The organism is Deefgea salmonis (assembly GCF_020531905.1).
GTDB classification, from domain to species: Bacteria; Pseudomonadota; Gammaproteobacteria; order Burkholderiales; family Chitinibacteraceae; genus Deefgea; species Deefgea salmonis.
In genome coordinates, this window is record NZ_JAJAWG010000002.1 from 505,040 (window position 1) to 523,253 (window position 18,214).

The following is an 18,214-nucleotide window of genomic DNA, read 5'->3' on the forward strand; positions in this document are numbered from 1 at the left end:
TTGCGCGCTTCGTGCCTTGCCTCAGGCCAAAATCCGCGCAAACGCGGTTGGCAAACCAAACGTCAACAGACCCTAAAGATAGGTAGTCAGCTCATCCAGCAAGCGCGCCGTTGCGCCGCGATGCGCATTGGCAAACTCAACGCCTGCCGCGCTCATGGCCTGCCGCGCGGTATCATCCAGCAGCAATTGCTGCGTTTTATCCAGAATCTCGCCCAGCGTTTGCCCTTGCCAAGCCGCGCCTTCAGCCAAAGCCGCTGCCGTTGCCGCAGCAAAATTAAACGTGTGTGGCCCAAGCAGCACCGGACAGCCCAGCGCACAAGCTTCGATAAAATTCTGACTACCAAAAGGCAAGAGCGAGCCGCCCATAATACAAACATCACTCGCGGCAAACCAGGCTGCCATTTCGCCCATGCTGTCGCCCAAAATCACCTCCGCCGCAACGATGTCTTGTTGCCACTGACTGCGTCGCTGTAGCGCCAAGCCATGACTGCGAATTAAATCAGCCACGGCATCAAAGCGTTGTGGATGACGCGGCACAATAATCAACAACGGCGCGGCCGCCGTTTGACCATACATGCTTTGCCATTGCGCTAAAAATGCCGCCTCTTCACCTTCTCGGCTCGACGCCAATAGCACTAATGGACGGTTGGCTTGCTGAAGTAACGCTGCGCGCCAAGCCTGCCCGCGCGCAATGATAGCGGCATTATTGCTATGATCAAATTTAACTGAGCCCATTACCTTAGTGGCGCGCGCGCCCAAAGCAGCGAGTCGTTCGGCATCGGCTGGTGCTTGCGCCAATACCAGCGACCATTTGGCCATGGCTGGCGCAATCAACGCCGAAATTCGCTGATAAGCCCGGAAAGACGCCGCAGAAAGCCGCGCATTGGCCAGCACCAGCGGAATCTTGGCGGCAGCCGATTCATGCAGCAAATTGGGCCAAATTTCAGTTTCCATCACCACGCCGCATTGCGGCCGAAAGTGCTGTAAAAATCGCCGAATCGCTGCCGGATAATCGTAAGGTAAATACACAATGGTGGAAAAATCGCCAAATAAGGCCTGCGCGGTTTCTCGCCCTGTTGGCGTCATACATGTCAACAATAGTGGGCGATGCGGGGCGGCACGCCGAAGCGCCTGAATAATCGGCGCACAAGCGCGCATTTCCCCCACCGACACCGCGTGCAACCAAATGGGTCTTAGGGTATTGCCTTGCAGATCTTTTTCATCAATGCCTACAGCGTAATACCCTAAACGCTCACCCCAAAACTGCCGGTAAGCCGGCTGCTTTTTGCTGCGTTTAAGCAAATACAACCAAATCAGCGGAAAACCTAGCCACAGCAAAAGGCGATACGCCCAGCGCACCATCACGGCAAACGCCCCCCCGCCGACGTGGCTTCCCACACTTGATCCACCGTCGGTGGCGTGCCATTGCCGCCTAAATTGAGCGCAAACGTCGCCGCTTTCACGCCGGTTAACGCCGGCTCTGAAGCGCAAAAGATCGCCACCACCGGCACCGCAACCGCCGCAGCCAAATGCGCTAAACCGGTATCAACCCCCACTACCACTCGGCTACCCGCCAGCATGACCGCCGCGTCGGTTAAACTTAACTGAGGGGGCACCACCGCCAGCGGCAACGCCGCTGCTAAACGTTCGGCGCGCTGTTTTTCTCGGGCATTCCCCCAAGGAAAGACTGGCCGCAAACCGGCCGCAATACAGCGCTGCGCCAGCGCAATCCAATGGCTTTCTGGCCATTCTTTATCTTCGCGGCTGGTTGCCGTCAGCAACACCGCGTACGGCGAGCGCCCTAGCCATGGCAAATCTTGCAACGGCACTTTTAAGCCGTAATCGAGCTCGCCTTGCAAGGCATAGCCGTTAGCAGCGGCAGTCAAACGCCGATTTCGCTCAATCGCGTGCAAATTTTTAGCCACGGGATATTGGCGTTGATACGCCAAACTCGCCCAAGGCTCACGGCAAGAATGTCGATCAAAACCGGCAACTGGGCCGCAGGCCAAACGCGCAATGGCGGCGCTTTTGATTAAACCTTGCGCGTCCAAAATCAAGTCATAACGACAGGCACGAATTTCAGTTTTAAATTGCGCCCACTCGGCTCGCGTCGCCGCCGCCATCGGTGATTTACGCCAACGCCGTAGCGCCACCGGAATCACTCGCCGAATTGCCGGATGTAACCGTGGTAGCTCAGCGAAACCTTCTTCGACCACCCAATCGATGACCGCATCAGGGTAGGCGCGCAGCAAGTCGGTCATCGCTGGCATTTGATGAATTACGTCGCCCATCGACGAGAGGCGAACAATGAGTATTTTTTGCATTGGCATATTCTAACAGGGACAAATCCAGCTTTGAGAACAAAGCAGCACTAGCCCTTCATCTAAAAAGGTCTAATATCATAAAACGTCAGCGTGCCATAAGGATTCATTCAATCTTTGACTGTTCATTGATCAAGCAAAACCGCGAGCAAATCGCTAAAACACTGCGACGCCGCAATTTCCCCCTGTTTTGCTTACCGACTTAAGGTTTAATTCTATGTCTCTTATTATTGCCTTATGTATAGGATTGGCGGTCGGTCTATTACTCCAGGCCAATAAAATTCGCCTATTGCGCCAACAGCTCACCGAACAGCAATTGCGCGACGCACTCACCGGCTTGTATCAACGTCCGCATTTATTTACTTTATCGGCAAGAGAGGTCAATCGTGCCCAACGCAGCCAAAGCAAAATGGCGGTGTTGATCGCCGACATGGACCATTGCGCCGAAATCAACGCCAATCATGGCTTACACGCGGGAGACTTGGCGCTCAAGCGACTTGCCGAGTCCGCACTCAAATCGGTACGTGATTTTGATTTAGTCGGGCGTTATTCTGGCGAAGAAATCGCCTTAGTGCTACCCGATACCGATTACAAAGGCGCAATGGTCGTCGCCGAACGCTTACGCAACAACGTTAAACAAATCCCGATCACCTTGCCCAATCAAAGCGAATTTTATATTTCGATTACCATTGGTTTAGCTGCCTTTGATATGGAAACCGAAACCTTCGAAGACATTTTAGTGGCGGCCGATTCCGCACTACAATCAGCCAAAAAAATGGGCGTCGATCGCATCGAAGCCTTCCCAGCCTCGATTCCTGTGGTGAGCTCGTCGCTCAACCCAGCACCATCACCTTAAAGCCTTGTAACCTTTGCTTTCCCGCCGCGCTGGATCGATTTTCGCCGCGAATCAACGTAAGCCGCATTAACAGGCTTGCTCAGTCTTGAGCGAGCCGTTAAAGTCGAGCAATCTTACGTATTGGAACAAAGCAATGAAAGCCATCGCCAATGACATCGCCCTTAGCGCCCAAGCCAGACAATCCCAATTAACCAAACCGCTCGGCAGCCTAGGCCGTTTAGAAGACATTGCCATCTGGTTTGCTGGCCGCACTGGGCAAATCACGCCAAAACGCCTACAAGCAGCCATTTGTATTTTTGCTGCCGATCACGGTGTTGCGGTTGAAGGTGTATCGGCGTTTCCAGCCGAAGTGACGGCACAAATGGTGGTCAATTTTATGAATGGCGGCGCCGCCATCAGTGTGTTGGCACGAGAAAACCAAGCCACGCTGAATGTGATTGATGTCGGCGTCAAAAATGATTATCCCAATCCGATCAATAGCCAAGGCAAACTGTTTCGCAGCCCGGTGTGTGCCGGCACAGCCAATTTACGCATCACGGCTGCGATGACTGAAGCGCAGTACCAAAAAGCTTGGCAAATCGGCGTTGCCAGTGCCGTTCATGCCATTGAAAGCGGTAAAAATCTATTGATTGGCGGCGAGATGGGCATCGCCAATACCACCGCCGCCGCCGCATTGATTTGTGCGCTCACCGATCACGCCGCAGATGAGATTGTCGGCCTTGGCACCGGCATTGAGCTATCGGCTCGCCAGCATAAAATCCAAGTCGTTAACGATGCTCTAGCGCGCGCCACAGCGGCGGGCGCACACAGTCCACTCGATTGGCTGCGTGAAGTCGGCGGTTTAGAGATCGCCGCCCTCGCTGGTTATTACACTGCCGCCGCTGAGGCTGGAGTGCCGATCTTACTCGATGGTTTTATCACCACCGCGGCCGCTTTAGTCGCCGTCAAGGCCAAACCCGAAGTCGCCGACTGGCTGTTGGCCAGCCATGTCTCGCAAGAGCAAGGCCATCGCGCTGCGCTGGCGGCACTGAACTTAACGCCGCTACTCGATCTCGGCCTGCGATTGGGCGAAGGCAGTGGCGCGGCCTTGGCCTTGCCGATTTTGCAATCGGCACTCACTTTACACCGCGAAATGGCCACTTTTGCTGAGGCCGGTGTCGCTGCTGGAGCGATGTAATGGCCTTTCGCCTCACGCTGATCCGTCATGGCGTAGCCCAAGGGGCTGAGCAGGCGATCTTTGGCCATAGCAATCCCCCACTTTCGACCTTAGGGCGCGAGCAATTAGCGGCGCGTTGGGCTGAGCTATCGGCCCATCCGGTTGATGCGATTGCCAGCTCAACCTTGGCCCGCGCAGCGGATTTTGCCTTTGACGCCGCGATGTCACTCGGCATTGCGCTGCATTTAGAGCGCGGCTTTGACGAAATGAATCTGGGCAGCATCGATGGCAAAGCCAAAGCCGATTGGAGCGCTGCGGAGCACGCCGCTTGGGATGCTTGGCAACACGACCCCGCCGCCCATCCTTTACCCGGTGGCGAGACGTGGGATGCGTTTAGCCTGCGGGTGCAAACGGCACTCAATACTTGGATTGCCAGCGGCGACGCTGAGCACCGGGTTTTAATTGCCCATCAAGGCACAATCAAAGCGATTTTACTCAACGCACTGGGTTTATCTGCCGCAAGGCATAGCCAATTTTGGCTGGCCCCAGCGGGCTGCATTACGCTGTGGTGGGATCAAGACTGGCCGCCGATGATTTTAGGCATCCAAAATAATTTGCCGGACGCACGCTAATGTGGCGCTTTGACTGGCGAATTCCGGCATTAGCGGTGCAATTTTTAAGCCGAATCCCAACGCCAACCATCCCCAATTTTGATCCCAAACTATTGGCGCAAGCCGTCGCTTGGTTTCCAGCGGTGGGGGTGCTGATTGGCGGATTTTTATTGACGGCGGTGTATTTCACGGCGCTGGTTGACCCGTGGTTGGCGGCCATCTGCGGTTTGCTGATCTGGGTTTGGATTACCGGTGGCTTGCATCTAGATGGTCTAGCCGATATGGCCGATGGTTTAGGTGCGGCGCATCGTGATCCGGCGCGATTTTTAGCGGTGCTGAAAGACCCACATCTGGGTAGTTTTGGCGTGCTGTCGCTGATCATGCAATGTTTGCTGAAACTCATCTTGCTGATGTTACTGATTGGCCAACAACAATGGACGGCGCTGATTTTGATTCCTGCTTGGGCGCGCAGTGGGGTATTTTGCTGGCAAACCCTCCCCGCTTTAGCCCCCGGTATGGCTGAACAATTTGCTTGGCAAAACCAGCGTTTACTCGCGCTATTTTGGTGGTTGGCGCTACTGCTGGCGACGGCGCTATTGAGCCCAGCACTGCTGATTGCACCCTTGGTGTTGCTCACCTACCGGCAATGGCTGAAAGCCAAACTGGGCGGCGTGACGGGTGATTGTTTGGGCGCGGGCATTGAAATTTGTGAAAGCGGATTACTCCTCATCGCCGTACTGGGCGCAGGTATAATCGGCCTCTGATTCGATTACTTACAGAGCATATTATGAAACTAGTTCGTGCCATCGAAGTTTGGGAAAAAGGCATGGAAGGCGCTTTTATTGGCCATTTGGCCCTCGCCGAAACCGTACCTGTTGCATTGTTATTTGAGCTATTTGCCGCCGAGCAAGATCAGCCCGACCCAGAAATGAAATTATCGTACCTGCTCGACGCGCCCAGAGTTGAAAAAATCCAAGCTTTTGTTGCCGAAACCATGGACAGCAGCCGCTTTGATTTTATCCTCACGGCTTATGGCTTACCCGATTATCAATAAGGGTATATCTCGCTAAGTATTATTCAACAATATATATAGCGATATACCTAACTAGATTCGGCAATGTTCAGATTTGGTGTTGATGCTGTGCCGCGCTCGTCGAGCTGGGGCTTAAAATCCCGTTTAAGCGCACCGAGTGCGGAGAGAGACAAACGGTTTTATCGTTTGGCTCACGACAATCGAGGGCACAGCGGAGCTGGGCGCGCTCGGGTCGCCTTTCTTTTCCCCCATTTTCTTTGGCGAGTCAAAGAAAATGGGGTCCCCGTCGCGGACTGCGACTGTAAAACAATGTGCCGCAGGCACTTAAAATCATCAACACGTAATCTGAACATCGCCTTATTAATAAGGGTATATCTCGCTAAGTATTATTCAACAAGATATGTAGCCATATACCCTACTAGAATCATGGAGATTCAGCATGTACCTACAACTGATCGCAAGTGCTTTGGCCTTGGGCTTATTTTTGGGAATGCTGCTCTGTGTAGAGATCGGTCGGCGAATGGGTCTCGCGCAGTTGCGCAAAGAACCCGGCATGCCAAAAGGCTTTGGCGCTTCTGAAAGCGCTATTTTTGCCTTATTGGGCTTGATCTTAGCGTTTTCATTTTCGGGAGCCGCCACCCGCTTTGAAGATCATCGACATTTAGTCGCAGAAGAGGCCAATGCCATCGGCACCGCCTATTTACGCCTTGATTTACTCCCCAGCAGTGCACAAATCGCGCTGAAATCACAATTTAAACACTATGTCGACGTACGAATTTTAAGCTATAGCCGCAACGAAGACCCGATCGCAACCCAACAAGCCCATGCCCAAACGGCGGCTTTGCAACAACAAATCTGGCAAAGCGCCACGGCCAGCTACGCCTTAGCCGATGCGCGCGCCAACTTGGATTTAATTTTGCCCGATGCACTGAACGCCATGTTTGATATCACCACCACTCGGGCGGTGGCACTCGAAAATCATCCCCCTTTTATCGTCTTTTTGCTGCTGCCGCTATTGGCTCTCGTCAGCGCACTGCTGGTGGGCTTTGATATGTCGAACAATAAACATCGCCGCTGGCTGCATATTATTTCTTTTGCCGCCGTGATGTCGCTTACGGTTTACGTTATTATTGATTTGGAATATCCTCGCCTTGGCTTAATCCGCATCAATCCTGCCGATCAAGTATTAATTGATTTACGCAGTAGCATGTAAATGGCCCAACACGCTCAAAGTGCAAGCATTTAAAGCCAATTAAAAAAGCCCCGAAGGGCTTTTTTAATTGAAGTTGCGGCAAAGTTTATTGCGCTGCGGCACTAACAAAATTACGAATCAAACCCAGCAATTCATCTTCTTGATACGGCTTACCAAGATAGGCATTCACCCCGAGCTCAAACGCATATTTTTTATGCTTTTCAGCGGTCCGCGAGGTAATCATGATGATTGGAATATGCTTAGTGTCGTCTGCCACCCGCACATTGCGCGTCAACTCAAAGCCATCCATTCTTGGCATTTCAATATCCACCAACATCACCGCCGGCTTCACATCGTGCAATTGCTGCAAGGCATCCACACCATCTTTGGCCGTCACCACTTGGAAGCCTTCACGCGACAATAAGCGCCCAGTGATTTTACGCACTGTCAGCGAATCATCGACCACCATCACTACCGGTGCCGTCGACAACTGCTCTGGCATGGTTGGTTGGGCTTGATGCTGCAAGCGCTCATTGACTTGTTGCGCCTGAATATGTGCCGCCTGAGCCTGCAAGGCCAGCGGATTCATAATCATCACAATTTCACCAGTACCGAGCACCGTCGCGCCCACCACGCCCGGAATCCGCGCCAATTGCGGCCCAATCGGTTTGACCACCACCTCTTGGTTTTTAACCAATTGATCCACATGGATGGCAATGCGCTCGGCGCCAGAGCGCAATAACACCACGGTCGAATAACGTTTTTGCTCTGGGATAGACTTGCTGTCACCCAATAATCGCGGCAAATAGGCAAAGCGATAACGCTGCCCCATCCATTCTTGTTCACGATTATCGTAAATCAGCGCCAAGGCTTGCGCTTTCAGTTCTTGTACTTGCTCAACCATTACCGATGGAATCGCGATCAAACGCTCGCCCGCTTTCACCAACAGCACTTGGGCCACCGCTAAGGTCAATGGCAGGTGAATCACAAACGTCGTGCCTTGGCCAGCTTGCGTCGAAACATCAATCTTGCCGCCCAAATTACTGACTTCGTTTTTAACCACGTCCATGCCAATGCCTCGGCCTGAAATCGCCGTGACTGTGGCCGCAGTGGAGAACCCTGGTTCAAAAATCAGTTGGCAGAGATCGTTTTCAGAGACTACTTGCTCAGCACCAATCAAGCCTAAAGCAATGGCTTTTTGCTGGATGCCCGCTAAATCTAAACCACGACCGTCGTCTTTTAAGACCAGAACCAGCTCATTGCCTTCTTGGCGAACCTCAATACTAATCTCACCAAACTCGCTCTTGCCTTGCGCCAAACGTTCTTCCGTCGACTCCAAACCATGACCAATCGCATTACGCAGCATGTGCTCAAAAGGCGAGATCATTTTATCCAGTACGCCGCGGTCAATTTCAACCCGACCACCGCTTAACTCCAAGTTGACCTTTTTAGCGACGTCTTTACCGGCTTGTCGAGTTAAGCGATACAAACGATCCGATACGCTGGCAAACGGCACCATACGCACCCGCATCAAGCTTTGCTGCAGCTCTTTGGTCATTCGCGATTGCGCCAGTAAGGCAGCCGATGATTCATCGAGATTTTTTAATAAGCTTTGCTGCACCGTTCCCACGTCGTTGACGCTTTCGGCCATAAAACGCGTTAGTTCTTGCAAGCGACTAAAGCGGTCAAACTCTAACGGATCAAAGCTGGCGTGCATTTCTTGCACTTCTTTTTCCCGCGCCTGCATTTGCGTTTCGGCTTGAATTTCAAGCTCACGCAACTGACTGCGTAAGCGCATCACGTTTTCAGTTAAATCGAGCAAGGAGCTCTTAAACATCAACATTTCCGCTTCAATCCGCGTGCGCGAAATCGCCACTTCACCGGCTTGATTGACCAATTGATCAATCAATTCAGACTTAACGCGAATCACCGTTTTGTTATCGGTTTCGGCCGCGGCCAACAATTTCGGAACAATCGCGACCGCGCCGGTAGATACGACACTGCCTGCTTCACGCTTAACGGGTTGCGATAGCTCAGCAAATAGCGCTTGAATCAGGTCGTAATCACTCTCTAATCGCGCCAGCAACTCGGGATTCACCGTGGCCGCTTCAACCAGACGCGACTCCATCCGATGTGCCGCCTCACCCATCCGCATCGCGCCACTCATCCGGGCGCTACCCTTAATGGTGTGCAAAGTACGTTTTAATTGCTGCAAGGTAGTTGGCGTGTTTTCACCGCTATGCAGTAAGCGCAGCGCATTACTGATTTGCGGTAGCAGCTCTTCACCTTCTTCGATGAAAATCGGCAGCAATTGCTCGTCGATTTCATCCACCAAGATCGCATCCAGTTCGGCACGCGCGGCATTGAGCGCATCATCGGCCGACATCAACTGCGCTAGCGGCGGATGCGATTCATCGGCGTCAATGGCTTGCGCCAAATTATCCAATAAATCCGTGGCCACGAAGGCCTCGGGCACGCTCATCAATTGCGTTAATACATCCAGCTCAGGTTCAATTGACGCAGGCGTTTCGGTTTCTGCAACGACTTCTGCTTCTACTCCAACTTCACCTACTGCGTCCGTTTCCGTTTCCGTTTCCGTTTCCGTTTCCGTTTCCGTTTCCGTTTCCGTTTCCGTTTCCGTTTCCGTTTCCGTTTCCGTTTCCGTTTCCGTTTCCGGCAGAGTATCTTCAGCCAAGATTAAATCGAGCAAGGGTAAATCTGAATCGATTAATTCAGCGGATAAATCCGCAGTAAAATCAGCGCCCACCAAGAGCGCATCAATCGGCTCATCCAGATGATTTTCTACCAACGCTGGCATGGCCGTCGCAGCGCCCACCGTATCGCTCGCCAAAGCGAATGGCGCGATGTCCATGCTCAAATCTGGCGATGTGCTCGCTTCAAGTTCGCGATGATTTTGATCGCCAAGAAGATCAAGTGCCGGTAGATCCAAGTGTGGTACTTCGATGCTTGCTGCGGTTGGAGTTTCGATGCGATCGGGTATTGATTCAGCCAATAATGGCGTTGTCACGGCGGCATCCAATGCCATCGGCAGCACGTCGTCCAATGTATCAAGATCCAATAAATCGGCGTCATCGGTCAGCTCGATCTCATCAGACATCGTGTGCAGAGCCACTAAGCGGGCAATTAAATCCGCTGCGGTGCATGGCGCTTGCTCAGCAAAAATATCTTGCAACATGCCATCGAGCATTTGTACGGCATCGGCAAATAATGGCACTTGCTCACGATTAATTTGCGCGCCATTTTGCAAAGCATGTTCTAGGGCGTATGCCAGCTCACCCTGAGGTCTAAAGCCGGCTGTAGAGGCAATCCCCCCCAGGGTATGGGCTGCCAGTACAAATTGAGATTCAACCTCTCCCGACTCGGCGAGTACTTCTACGCCACGCGATAAAGCCAGCAAATATTTACGCGCTTCTTCACAGAAAATCGCAAACAAGGTGGCAGAGACGGATACTTGACCAATTTGAATATCGGCAGCGGGGGCCATATCCATTGCAATGGCCGTTTCAGGTAATGCCGCTGGCCCTTTCTCCGGCAGATCCGCTTCATGACGTAGCGCCAATGCTTCGGCCTCAATCGCTGCGGATTCAACCGCAACCACCCCAGTTTTTTGTAATTGATCAACCCAATCAACGAAAGCTTGGTGCGTAAAATCGAGTAAGGCCAATAAACGCTGTGAGGCGGGCTTATCCAATTGCAGCCATTTATTGAGTAATTGCTCAATTGACCAAGCCACTTCCCCCAATTGATGCAAACCAACCATCCGGCCACTGCCTTTAAGCGTATGAAAGCTGCGGCGTATGGTGGTGAATGCTTCTCTGTCTTGCGAGTTGTGGTGCAATAAGGCTTGCTGGATTTCAATGGTCGCCAGCACCTCAAGCGCTTCTTCTAAATAAATTTCCAGTAGTTCGGCATCCATTGCCGCTTCTGACGATGGCAGCGCCACCGGTGTTGCGGCGGGCACGCTAATTTCTGCAGCACTCAGCTCAGGCTCGGCTTCTAAGGCGACGCGTTCATCGACCTCGGCTGGCGCAGCGCTGCGGCCGGTTAGGCGCAATAATAGCGGCAACAGTGCCGCCTCATCATCCCGCTCTTGTGCCAAATCATTGACATAAAAACCCAAGGCCGATAAGGCTTCAGCCAATTCTTCCAATTGATGCAACTCTGGGGCATCATGACTTGCGTGCTGAATAATTCTTTGTAAACACTCATGGCTTAATTCAACCGCAGTTTGCCGCTCCAGCATCATCAGTGCACCTTGCACTTGACGCAGCATCGGCTCAATCTCATTGAGCGCTTGTCGCTCGTTTGGATCGCGGAAAAAACCATCCAAAATATCTTCAATGCCTTGCAAATTACTGTGCATTTCTATCGCTAAATGCGACAACAGCAAACGATCTTGTGCTTCTCGGCTTACTTCATCTAAATGGGGTAATTCATTCTCCGCACTGGGATCAATTAAACGCAGCAATAAAGTGTCTACTTGCTCGATAAAGTCATCCGCTTGGCTAGGATAAATAGCGAGCGCATTGTCAGCGAGCAATAAGCCCGTCGCCACTTCAAGCGCTAAATCTTGACTCAACGAGCCTTGCATCACGGCAGCCAACAAACCTTGCCATAAGGCATCTAGGCCATGAATCTGAAGTTGACTGGATTTTTGCGCCAATTGTTGCAGCAAATTTTTAACCGTGCTGGCTTTGTCTAATTGCCCAGCAGCAACCCGTGACCAAGACTCTTTGGCAATGCTTAATTCTTCTCGCAAGCTACGCGCCAATTGCTCGGCAGCCATGCTGGCTGGCGACATAATCGTTTGCGCATTGGGAAATAAATCGGCCAAAGCAAAAGCATGTGCCAAACGCTGCGCGAGGGCGCTATCACTATCGAGTTGTGGTAATACATACAAAATATCGCGAAACAAGCGTTCAGCAACTTTGCTTGAGCCTTCAGCCAAACGCCGAATTTGTAAGTTAAGCCGCAATACGACCTGCTGTGGATCAAGATCCAGCTCAGCTCGATTGCTGCTTAAACCATCCACCACGGCAGCCGCAGCCCACCAAAAATGTCGCGGCAAGCTACTGGTTTGATATTTAGCCAGCTCCGCCAAACTGGCGGCCATGACCGGTCCGACTTCTTTTTGCCCTTGCACCCAACGCAGTAGTGCACGCTCATAACGGCTGCGTTGCTGCTTCACAATGCTGCTCATTTCTGCGGCGGTGGCGTGCTTTTGCGGCAAGCCCGCAGGCATGCTTAAAATAAGTTGCGGAAAAAATAGCTCGGCGCCCGAGGTACTCGCGCCACGCAATTGCGCTAATTCACGAAAAGTGGGCAGTAAGGCCAGTGGAACATTGGGCATCCCTATCGTTAAACGATTGAGATATTGACCGATTTCTTCGATCGCCCGTAATGCCAATGGTACGCCGACCGCATCATGCTGGCCTTGCTCAAGTAAGAGCAGCACTTGCTCAATTTCATCACAAAAACGCGCCAAACCAGTCAATTCAACTAGATCGAGCGCGCCATAAGCTTGATGCAAATGCGTTTTGGCGTGTTTTAAGACTGCGGTGTCTTTGTTGCTGCGGTATTGCTCAAGTGCATCACTGGCACGCGCCAAGGTGCTATCAATTTCAGCCTTGACCCACAACAAAGAGCCCTTATCAAATTCAGTATGCACACTCATGGCAGGGCCCCATGAAGAAGACCGGCCAGGCCGGTCTGGAGATTAATTAAGACAGTTTGAAACCAGAAACCGATGCTTTTAATTCTGCAGCTAGGCCCGTTAACTGCCCCACTGCAATCGCCGACTGTTGAGTACCTGCGGTGGTTTGCTCAGTAATCGACAAAATGTCGCGCATCGTGTTACTCACTTTGCTTGCCAATAGTGTTTGATCTTCGGTTTCATGCGCGATAGAGCTAATCAAGCGGGCCAGTTCACGCGAAACTTTACCAATTTCTGACAAAGCACTACCTGCAGCATCAGACAACTTAGCCCCTTCAACCACACCCTGAGTCGACAATTCCATCGCCGCCACCGCATCGTGCGTATCGGCCTGAATGGTTTTTACAATCGCGCCAATTTGTTTGGTCGCCTCGCCTGAACGTTCAGCCAAACGCTGAACTTCTTCGGCAACCACCGAGAAACCACGACCGGCCTCACCAGCGGCTGCAGCCTGAATCGCCGCATTCAATGCCAAGACGTTGGTTTGCTCAGTAATGTCGGAAATCAATTCAACAATTTCGCCAATTTCTTGTGACGATTCACCCAAGCGTTTAATGCGTTTTGCCGTTTCTTGAATCTGCTCGCGAATCTCACCCATACCTTGAATTTGATTATTTACCGCCTCAGCGCCCGATTCTGCTGCTGCCAATGAAGATTGCGCCACGGTCGCCGATTCGGCGGCGGTACTAGATACCCCCTGAATTGAACTCACAATTTGTGCCACATTATAATTTGTGGTTTCAATTTCTTTCGATTGTCGTTCTGCCGCAGATAATAATTCAGTTGAAATACTTTGCGCTTGTGCCGATGAGGCATTTACTTTTTCTGTCGCGCGGTTAATACCGGTAATCAGATTACGTAATTCTTCAATCGTAAAGTTAATCGAATCGGCAATCGCGCCGGTTAAATCTTCCGTTACCGAAGCACGAATCGTTAAGTCACCATCAGCCAAATCACCCATTTCATTGAGCAAACGTAAAATTGCATCCTGATTTTTACGGTTTTCAGCTTCCGAAGCCAAGCGACGTTTCACCGACTCTTGATTAAATACTCGAACCAATAATAAGAGTGAAGCGAGTGCAATAAAAATAAATGCCGCTTCTACTGCAGCAATAATCATACCGCCGACTGAATTATGATATTGCTCAGCCAATACTTTACTATCGGCTAATAATTTCTCTGAATCACGAACAATGGCTTGATTGGCTAATCGGGTATTCACCAAAGGCTGCATATTTTTAGAAAATGCACTCACCACCACTTGAAAGTCTTTAAATAAAACTGAAATTTGTTCCAGTTTATCCACCATTGCCGTAGTAGAAACCGGGCGAATATTTAATTCCGGATTGCCATCAATAAAAGATTTTACAATTTCATTAAATGTGGAAACATCTTTACCCAGCAAGAATACTACTTCTGGATTGATTAGCTCACTGGCCAACATTGCATTGGCATTTTTTGAGGTTCTTTGTGACAACATGGCCAATTGATTGGCGTAGTCTAGTTCACGTAAAGTACCGCCACCATCAGCAAGTAAAGAAGCAAATTGTTGAGTCAATTCCAATAATTTTGCATCATTACTATTAATCCCTTCCACACTCTGGCCAATTGACATTAATGCGGTTTTTTGTTTCAAAATCGTATCAACAGTAGGTCGACTTGGATTAGGCCGAAATGAGGTATTCCAAACGGTATCAATTTGAGCTAATTGTTCCGCACCCGACACTTGAAATAAATTCCAAGCGTTGCGTGTATTCATGAGCTTATTTAAATCGTCATTAAAATTACTATAAGATTCATTGAGAATTTTAAAGGCTTCTGCGTCACCACGAATCGCTTGAGTCGATGCACGAGCAATCCGTTGCGACAACATTTGCATTTCCGTTGCAGTGGCTTGGTTACTGGCATTAATACTGCTAGAACGAAACGATAAAAAAGCGGTCACCGCAAATAAGATAATTGCCAAAACCATGGTCAGCAAAAAAATAGCCATTTGCTGCCGAGCAGGTAAATGACCAATCAATGGCGTTGGTTTGAGCGCTTTAAGGTCATCACCTTCGGGTAAACGAATTTTATCTAGAAACCAAGTTGTTCTAGATGGATCGAATGCTTTTTTGTTTTCGCTTTGCTGCGATTTTCCTGCCGTATCGCTACCTGAAAACAAGCCTCTGATGCGCTCCATCACTGCCATGATACCTCCCACGCCACCCCTGAGTGACTTTTGATTTTTTATGCAATACCTGTCTGCAAGAATGCAGCTTCATTGACTAATTTCACGACATCCAACACTCGCCAAACCTGGCCAGCCGCATCTTTGTATCGCCCCCCCTCCCATGCAGCAGCGCTAGCATCCAAGGGCAAAGCCTCCAAATCAGACAAATGCTTTAAACCTAACATTTTATTGACCAAGACCGAGGCGTGCGGCAGATGGCGCGATGGCAAAAGCACCAAGCGTGCCAATTGAGTAAAACCTTGATGAGACTGACCAAAAAAAGCCGGCAAATCAACAACACTGACTAAATTACCGCGGATATTAGCAACACCTTTAAACCATGAGTGCGCCAATGGCACGCCAGCAATGATAGGCACGGGCATGACTTCTGACACATCACCGAGATCGACCAACCAATGATCATTACCAATTTGCAGACCTAACCGTACATCAACCTGTGCCACCGTCGTGGCACTTTGTAAGCGTTGCATCACGCCTTGCTGATAATCACGCAGGCTCACTCTTTCGCTTTTTCTTTTTGCCATCGTACGCCCTCAGTGATCAAGCCTTATAGGGCGGCGATTTTATTAAGTAACTCTTGTGGGTCGACCGGTTTTACCACGTACTCAGTTGCACCTTGGCGTTTTGCCCATACCATATCGGTTTCTTGGTTTTTTGAAGTACACATAATGATTGGAATATTTTTCGTTGGCTCATCACGCGAAATAGTGCGTGTGGCTTGAAAGCCATTCATTCCCGGCATCACCACGTCCATCAAAATCAAATCCGGCATGATCTCTTTAGTACGGCTAACCGCCTCTTCACCGGACTCTAAAGTAATAATTTGAAATCCATTTTTAGTGAGTAATTCACCCAGAAAATGACGCTCGGTTGGCGAGTCATCAACAATCAGAATCTTTTTGATCGTCATAATAAATTAAGTCCATTAGTTTCAATTAAGTTGCGCTTGAGTAAGTGCCTACAGCAGCGAGCAAGCTGTCTTTGGTAAACGGCTTAGTCAAATACTCATCAGATCCCACCATGCGGCCACGCGCTCGATCAAACAAGCCATCTTTTGATGAAAGCATCACGACAGGGGTAGATTTAAAACGCGGATTTTTTTTAATTAAGGCGCAAGTTTGATAGCCATCTAAGCGTGGCATCATGACATCGACAAAAATGACATCAGGGTTGTTATCTGTAATTTTGGCTAAGGCATCAAATCCATCTTCAGCCAAAATAACAGTGCAACCAGCTTGCCCCAAAAAGATTTCAGCACTGCGTCGAATCGTATTGCTGTCATCGATAACCATGACCTTAATACCAGCAAGACTAGACATTCGTGAATCCTCATGACTGGCTCACAACGAAAAATTCGTGTCAGACTCAGCGCGAACAAATAGTACACCGATGAGCAGGTGAACTGATAAACAGTTTATACGTAGAGGAAAATCATAAGGGCGTGACTGATATTAGACAAGGCTAATAGCGTGAGGTGTTGGCATTTGCAGCCATTTTTGGAGTGAAACTGACAAAAAAAAGAAACCCCGACCTAAATAAAACCTGATCGGGGCCATATAGATGCTTCGAATCAACGAAGCCCCGCTCAGGGAGGAAAAGCGGGAGGTGCAGGGGCGCACCTGTAATTAAGATAGTTTCTCAATCGCAAACATCAAGAATTTGACTCGCCGCCGGTCGGGTCAAGCTCGTTTCTGAGCTCTAATGCTGCGGCAAACCAAGTACCAACCACTTGCTCAACTTCATCGACACCTTGTTTTTTAAGGCTTGAAAATAGCTGAACAGTAATCATGGCGTCATCAGCAAATTCAGCTTTTACTTTACGCAGCACTAATGCTTTTTCTTGATTATTTAATTTATCTGACTTGGTAAGTATGCAATGAATCGGCTTTCCTGTTGGGCGAAACCAACTGAGCATATTACGATCTAAATCAGTCAGTGGTCGACGGCTATCCATAATCAGCACTAAGCCAATTAAATTATCGCGATGCGATAAATACTGCGCCAACAAGCCTTGCCAGTGCTTACGAATTCGCTCAGGCACATCAGCATAACCATATCCGGGTAAATCGACTAAACGTCGTTCATTACCAAAATCAAAATAATTAATATGCTGAGTACGCCCAGGCGTTTTTGATACGTAGGCGAGACGCGTAATGTTCGCGAGTGTATTAATTGCGCTAGATTTACCCGCATTTGAACGGCCAGCGAAAGCAACTTCGACCCCTTCATGAGGTAAAGTCTTTAAATCATTTACAGTAGTGAGGAACTGCAAGCCTTGAAATAGGGACATCTGTGGGTGCCATTGTGGTTTGTATCGGAGTCTTGCTATAGAATACCAGTATTTGAACGATTATCGTCGGCACCTTAGACTGACGTACTCCAACACGGGAGCGGATTTATGCGCAGCATGTCTGTTGCAGTGAGCATTGCAGCACTTTTGATGATATCACCCGCCGCGATTTCGGCGATTGTTAAGGGCGATCCAAGCAAAGGCAAAGTCATCGTTGACCAAGTCTGCGCGGCCTGTCATGGCGTAGATGGAAATAGCGTAGCGAGCGCAAATCCAAACCTAGCTGGACAACACCCAGAATATATCATTAAACAGTTGCAAGAATTTAAAAGTCAAAAGCGTAAAAATGCCATTATGCTTGGCATGGCTACGCCATTAACTGCGGCAGATATGGCCAATGTTGCGGCTTACTATAGCAAGCAAACACCGAAAGCAATTGGCGCATCTGACAAGGCTTTAGTTGACGCTGGGCAAAAAATCTACCGAGGTGGCATTGCCGCCAAAAACGTACCAGCCTGTATGGCTTGCCACGGCCCTTCTGGCGCGGGAATTCCAGTTCAATATCCACTTGTAAGCAGCCAGCATGCTGGTTATACCGCGGCCCAACTCAAAGCCTTCCGTGACGGTCAGCGTGATAACAGCGTGCCAATGATGGAAATCGCAGCCAAGCTCTCTGATGCTGAAATCAAAGCCGTGGCTGAATATATCCAATCAATTCACTAAGCGTTAATCGGAACTCATTTCGATTTACGCGTACTAAAGGGGGCGATTCGCCCCTTTTTGATTTT

Annotated in this window: 15 protein-coding genes; 7 read left to right on the plus strand and 8 right to left on the minus strand. The window is 50.0% G+C overall.

Features of this window, described 5'->3' with window-relative positions; all coding sequences use genetic code 11:
- Positions 1 to 72: 72 nt before the first annotated feature.
- Positions 73 to 1,398: a 3-deoxy-D-manno-octulosonic acid transferase gene (locus tag LG219_RS06095; RefSeq protein WP_226763642.1), complete on the minus strand. Its 1,326-nt coding sequence runs from the start codon at positions 1,396 to 1,398 to the stop codon at positions 73 to 75.
- Complete coding sequence (gene waaC, locus LG219_RS06100; protein ID WP_226763643.1) at positions 1,362 to 2,324, minus strand: lipopolysaccharide heptosyltransferase I; 963 nt, start codon at positions 2,322 to 2,324, stop codon at positions 1,362 to 1,364. The genes LG219_RS06095 and waaC overlap by 37 nt, the downstream gene beginning before the upstream one ends.
- A gap of 214 nt (positions 2,325 to 2,538) precedes the next feature.
- Between waaC and LG219_RS06105 the strand changes: the two genes are divergently transcribed.
- The 6 genes from LG219_RS06105 to LG219_RS06130 all read left to right on the plus strand — a co-directional run bounded on the left by LG219_RS06105 (position 2,539) and on the right by LG219_RS06130 (position 7,190).
- On the plus strand, positions 2,539 to 3,177 hold the full coding sequence (locus tag LG219_RS06105; RefSeq protein WP_226763644.1) for a GGDEF domain-containing protein: 639 nt from the start codon (positions 2,539 to 2,541) through the stop codon (positions 3,175 to 3,177).
- Positions 3,178 to 3,262: 85 nt separating this feature from the next.
- Positions 3,263 to 4,354 carry a nicotinate-nucleotide--dimethylbenzimidazole phosphoribosyltransferase gene (gene cobT, locus LG219_RS06110; RefSeq protein WP_226763645.1) on the plus strand — a complete coding sequence of 364 codons (1,092 nt, stop codon included), beginning with the start codon at positions 3,263 to 3,265 and terminating at the stop codon, positions 4,352 to 4,354.
- Positions 4,354 to 4,965 (plus strand): histidine phosphatase family protein, encoded by a 612-nt coding sequence (locus LG219_RS06115; protein WP_226763646.1) that lies wholly within the window; start codon positions 4,354 to 4,356, stop codon positions 4,963 to 4,965. Before cobT ends, LG219_RS06115 begins: the two co-directional genes overlap by 1 nt.
- Positions 4,965 to 5,708 (plus strand): adenosylcobinamide-GDP ribazoletransferase, encoded by a 744-nt coding sequence (gene cobS / locus LG219_RS06120; protein ID WP_226763647.1) that lies wholly within the window; start codon positions 4,965 to 4,967, stop codon positions 5,706 to 5,708. The genes LG219_RS06115 and cobS overlap by 1 nt, the downstream gene beginning before the upstream one ends.
- A gap of 23 nt (positions 5,709 to 5,731) precedes the next feature.
- Positions 5,732 to 5,998: a hypothetical protein gene (locus LG219_RS06125; protein WP_226763648.1), complete on the plus strand. Its 267-nt coding sequence runs from the start codon at positions 5,732 to 5,734 to the stop codon at positions 5,996 to 5,998.
- A gap of 418 nt (positions 5,999 to 6,416) precedes the next feature.
- Positions 6,417 to 7,190 (plus strand): bestrophin-like domain, encoded by a 774-nt coding sequence (locus LG219_RS06130; RefSeq protein ID WP_226763649.1) that lies wholly within the window; start codon positions 6,417 to 6,419, stop codon positions 7,188 to 7,190.
- Between the two features lie 85 nt (positions 7,191 to 7,275).
- Here the strand turns inward: LG219_RS06130 and LG219_RS06135 are convergent, their stop codons facing one another.
- The 6 genes from LG219_RS06135 to yihA all read right to left on the minus strand — a co-directional run bounded on the left by LG219_RS06135 (position 7,276) and on the right by yihA (position 17,426).
- Positions 7,276 to 12,864 carry an Hpt domain-containing protein gene (locus tag LG219_RS06135; RefSeq protein ID WP_226763650.1) on the minus strand — a complete coding sequence of 1,863 codons (5,589 nt, stop codon included), beginning with the start codon at positions 12,862 to 12,864 and terminating at the stop codon, positions 7,276 to 7,278.
- Between the two features lie 46 nt (positions 12,865 to 12,910).
- The gene (locus LG219_RS06140; RefSeq protein ID WP_226763651.1) at positions 12,911 to 15,094 is read right to left on the minus strand and encodes a methyl-accepting chemotaxis protein; all 2,184 of its coding nucleotides are present in this window, start codon (positions 15,092 to 15,094) and stop codon (positions 12,911 to 12,913) included.
- 38 nt (positions 15,095 to 15,132) lie between these two features.
- Positions 15,133 to 15,660 carry a chemotaxis protein CheW gene (locus LG219_RS06145; RefSeq protein WP_226763652.1) on the minus strand — a complete coding sequence of 176 codons (528 nt, stop codon included), beginning with the start codon at positions 15,658 to 15,660 and terminating at the stop codon, positions 15,133 to 15,135.
- 23 nt (positions 15,661 to 15,683) lie between these two features.
- The gene (locus LG219_RS06150; protein WP_173532919.1) at positions 15,684 to 16,046 is read right to left on the minus strand and encodes a response regulator; all 363 of its coding nucleotides are present in this window, start codon (positions 16,044 to 16,046) and stop codon (positions 15,684 to 15,686) included.
- 25 nt (positions 16,047 to 16,071) lie between these two features.
- Complete coding sequence (gene pilG, locus LG219_RS06155; RefSeq protein ID WP_173532918.1) at positions 16,072 to 16,455, minus strand: twitching motility response regulator PilG; 384 nt, start codon at positions 16,453 to 16,455, stop codon at positions 16,072 to 16,074.
- Between the two features lie 332 nt (positions 16,456 to 16,787).
- A complete protein-coding gene (gene yihA / locus LG219_RS06160; RefSeq protein WP_226763653.1) occupies positions 16,788 to 17,426 on the minus strand; it encodes a ribosome biogenesis GTP-binding protein YihA/YsxC in 639 nt (212 codons plus the stop codon).
- A gap of 108 nt (positions 17,427 to 17,534) precedes the next feature.
- Between yihA and LG219_RS06165 the strand changes: the two genes are divergently transcribed.
- A complete protein-coding gene (locus tag LG219_RS06165; RefSeq protein WP_226763654.1) occupies positions 17,535 to 18,149 on the plus strand; it encodes a c-type cytochrome in 615 nt (204 codons plus the stop codon).
- Positions 18,150 to 18,214 lie beyond the last annotated feature (65 nt).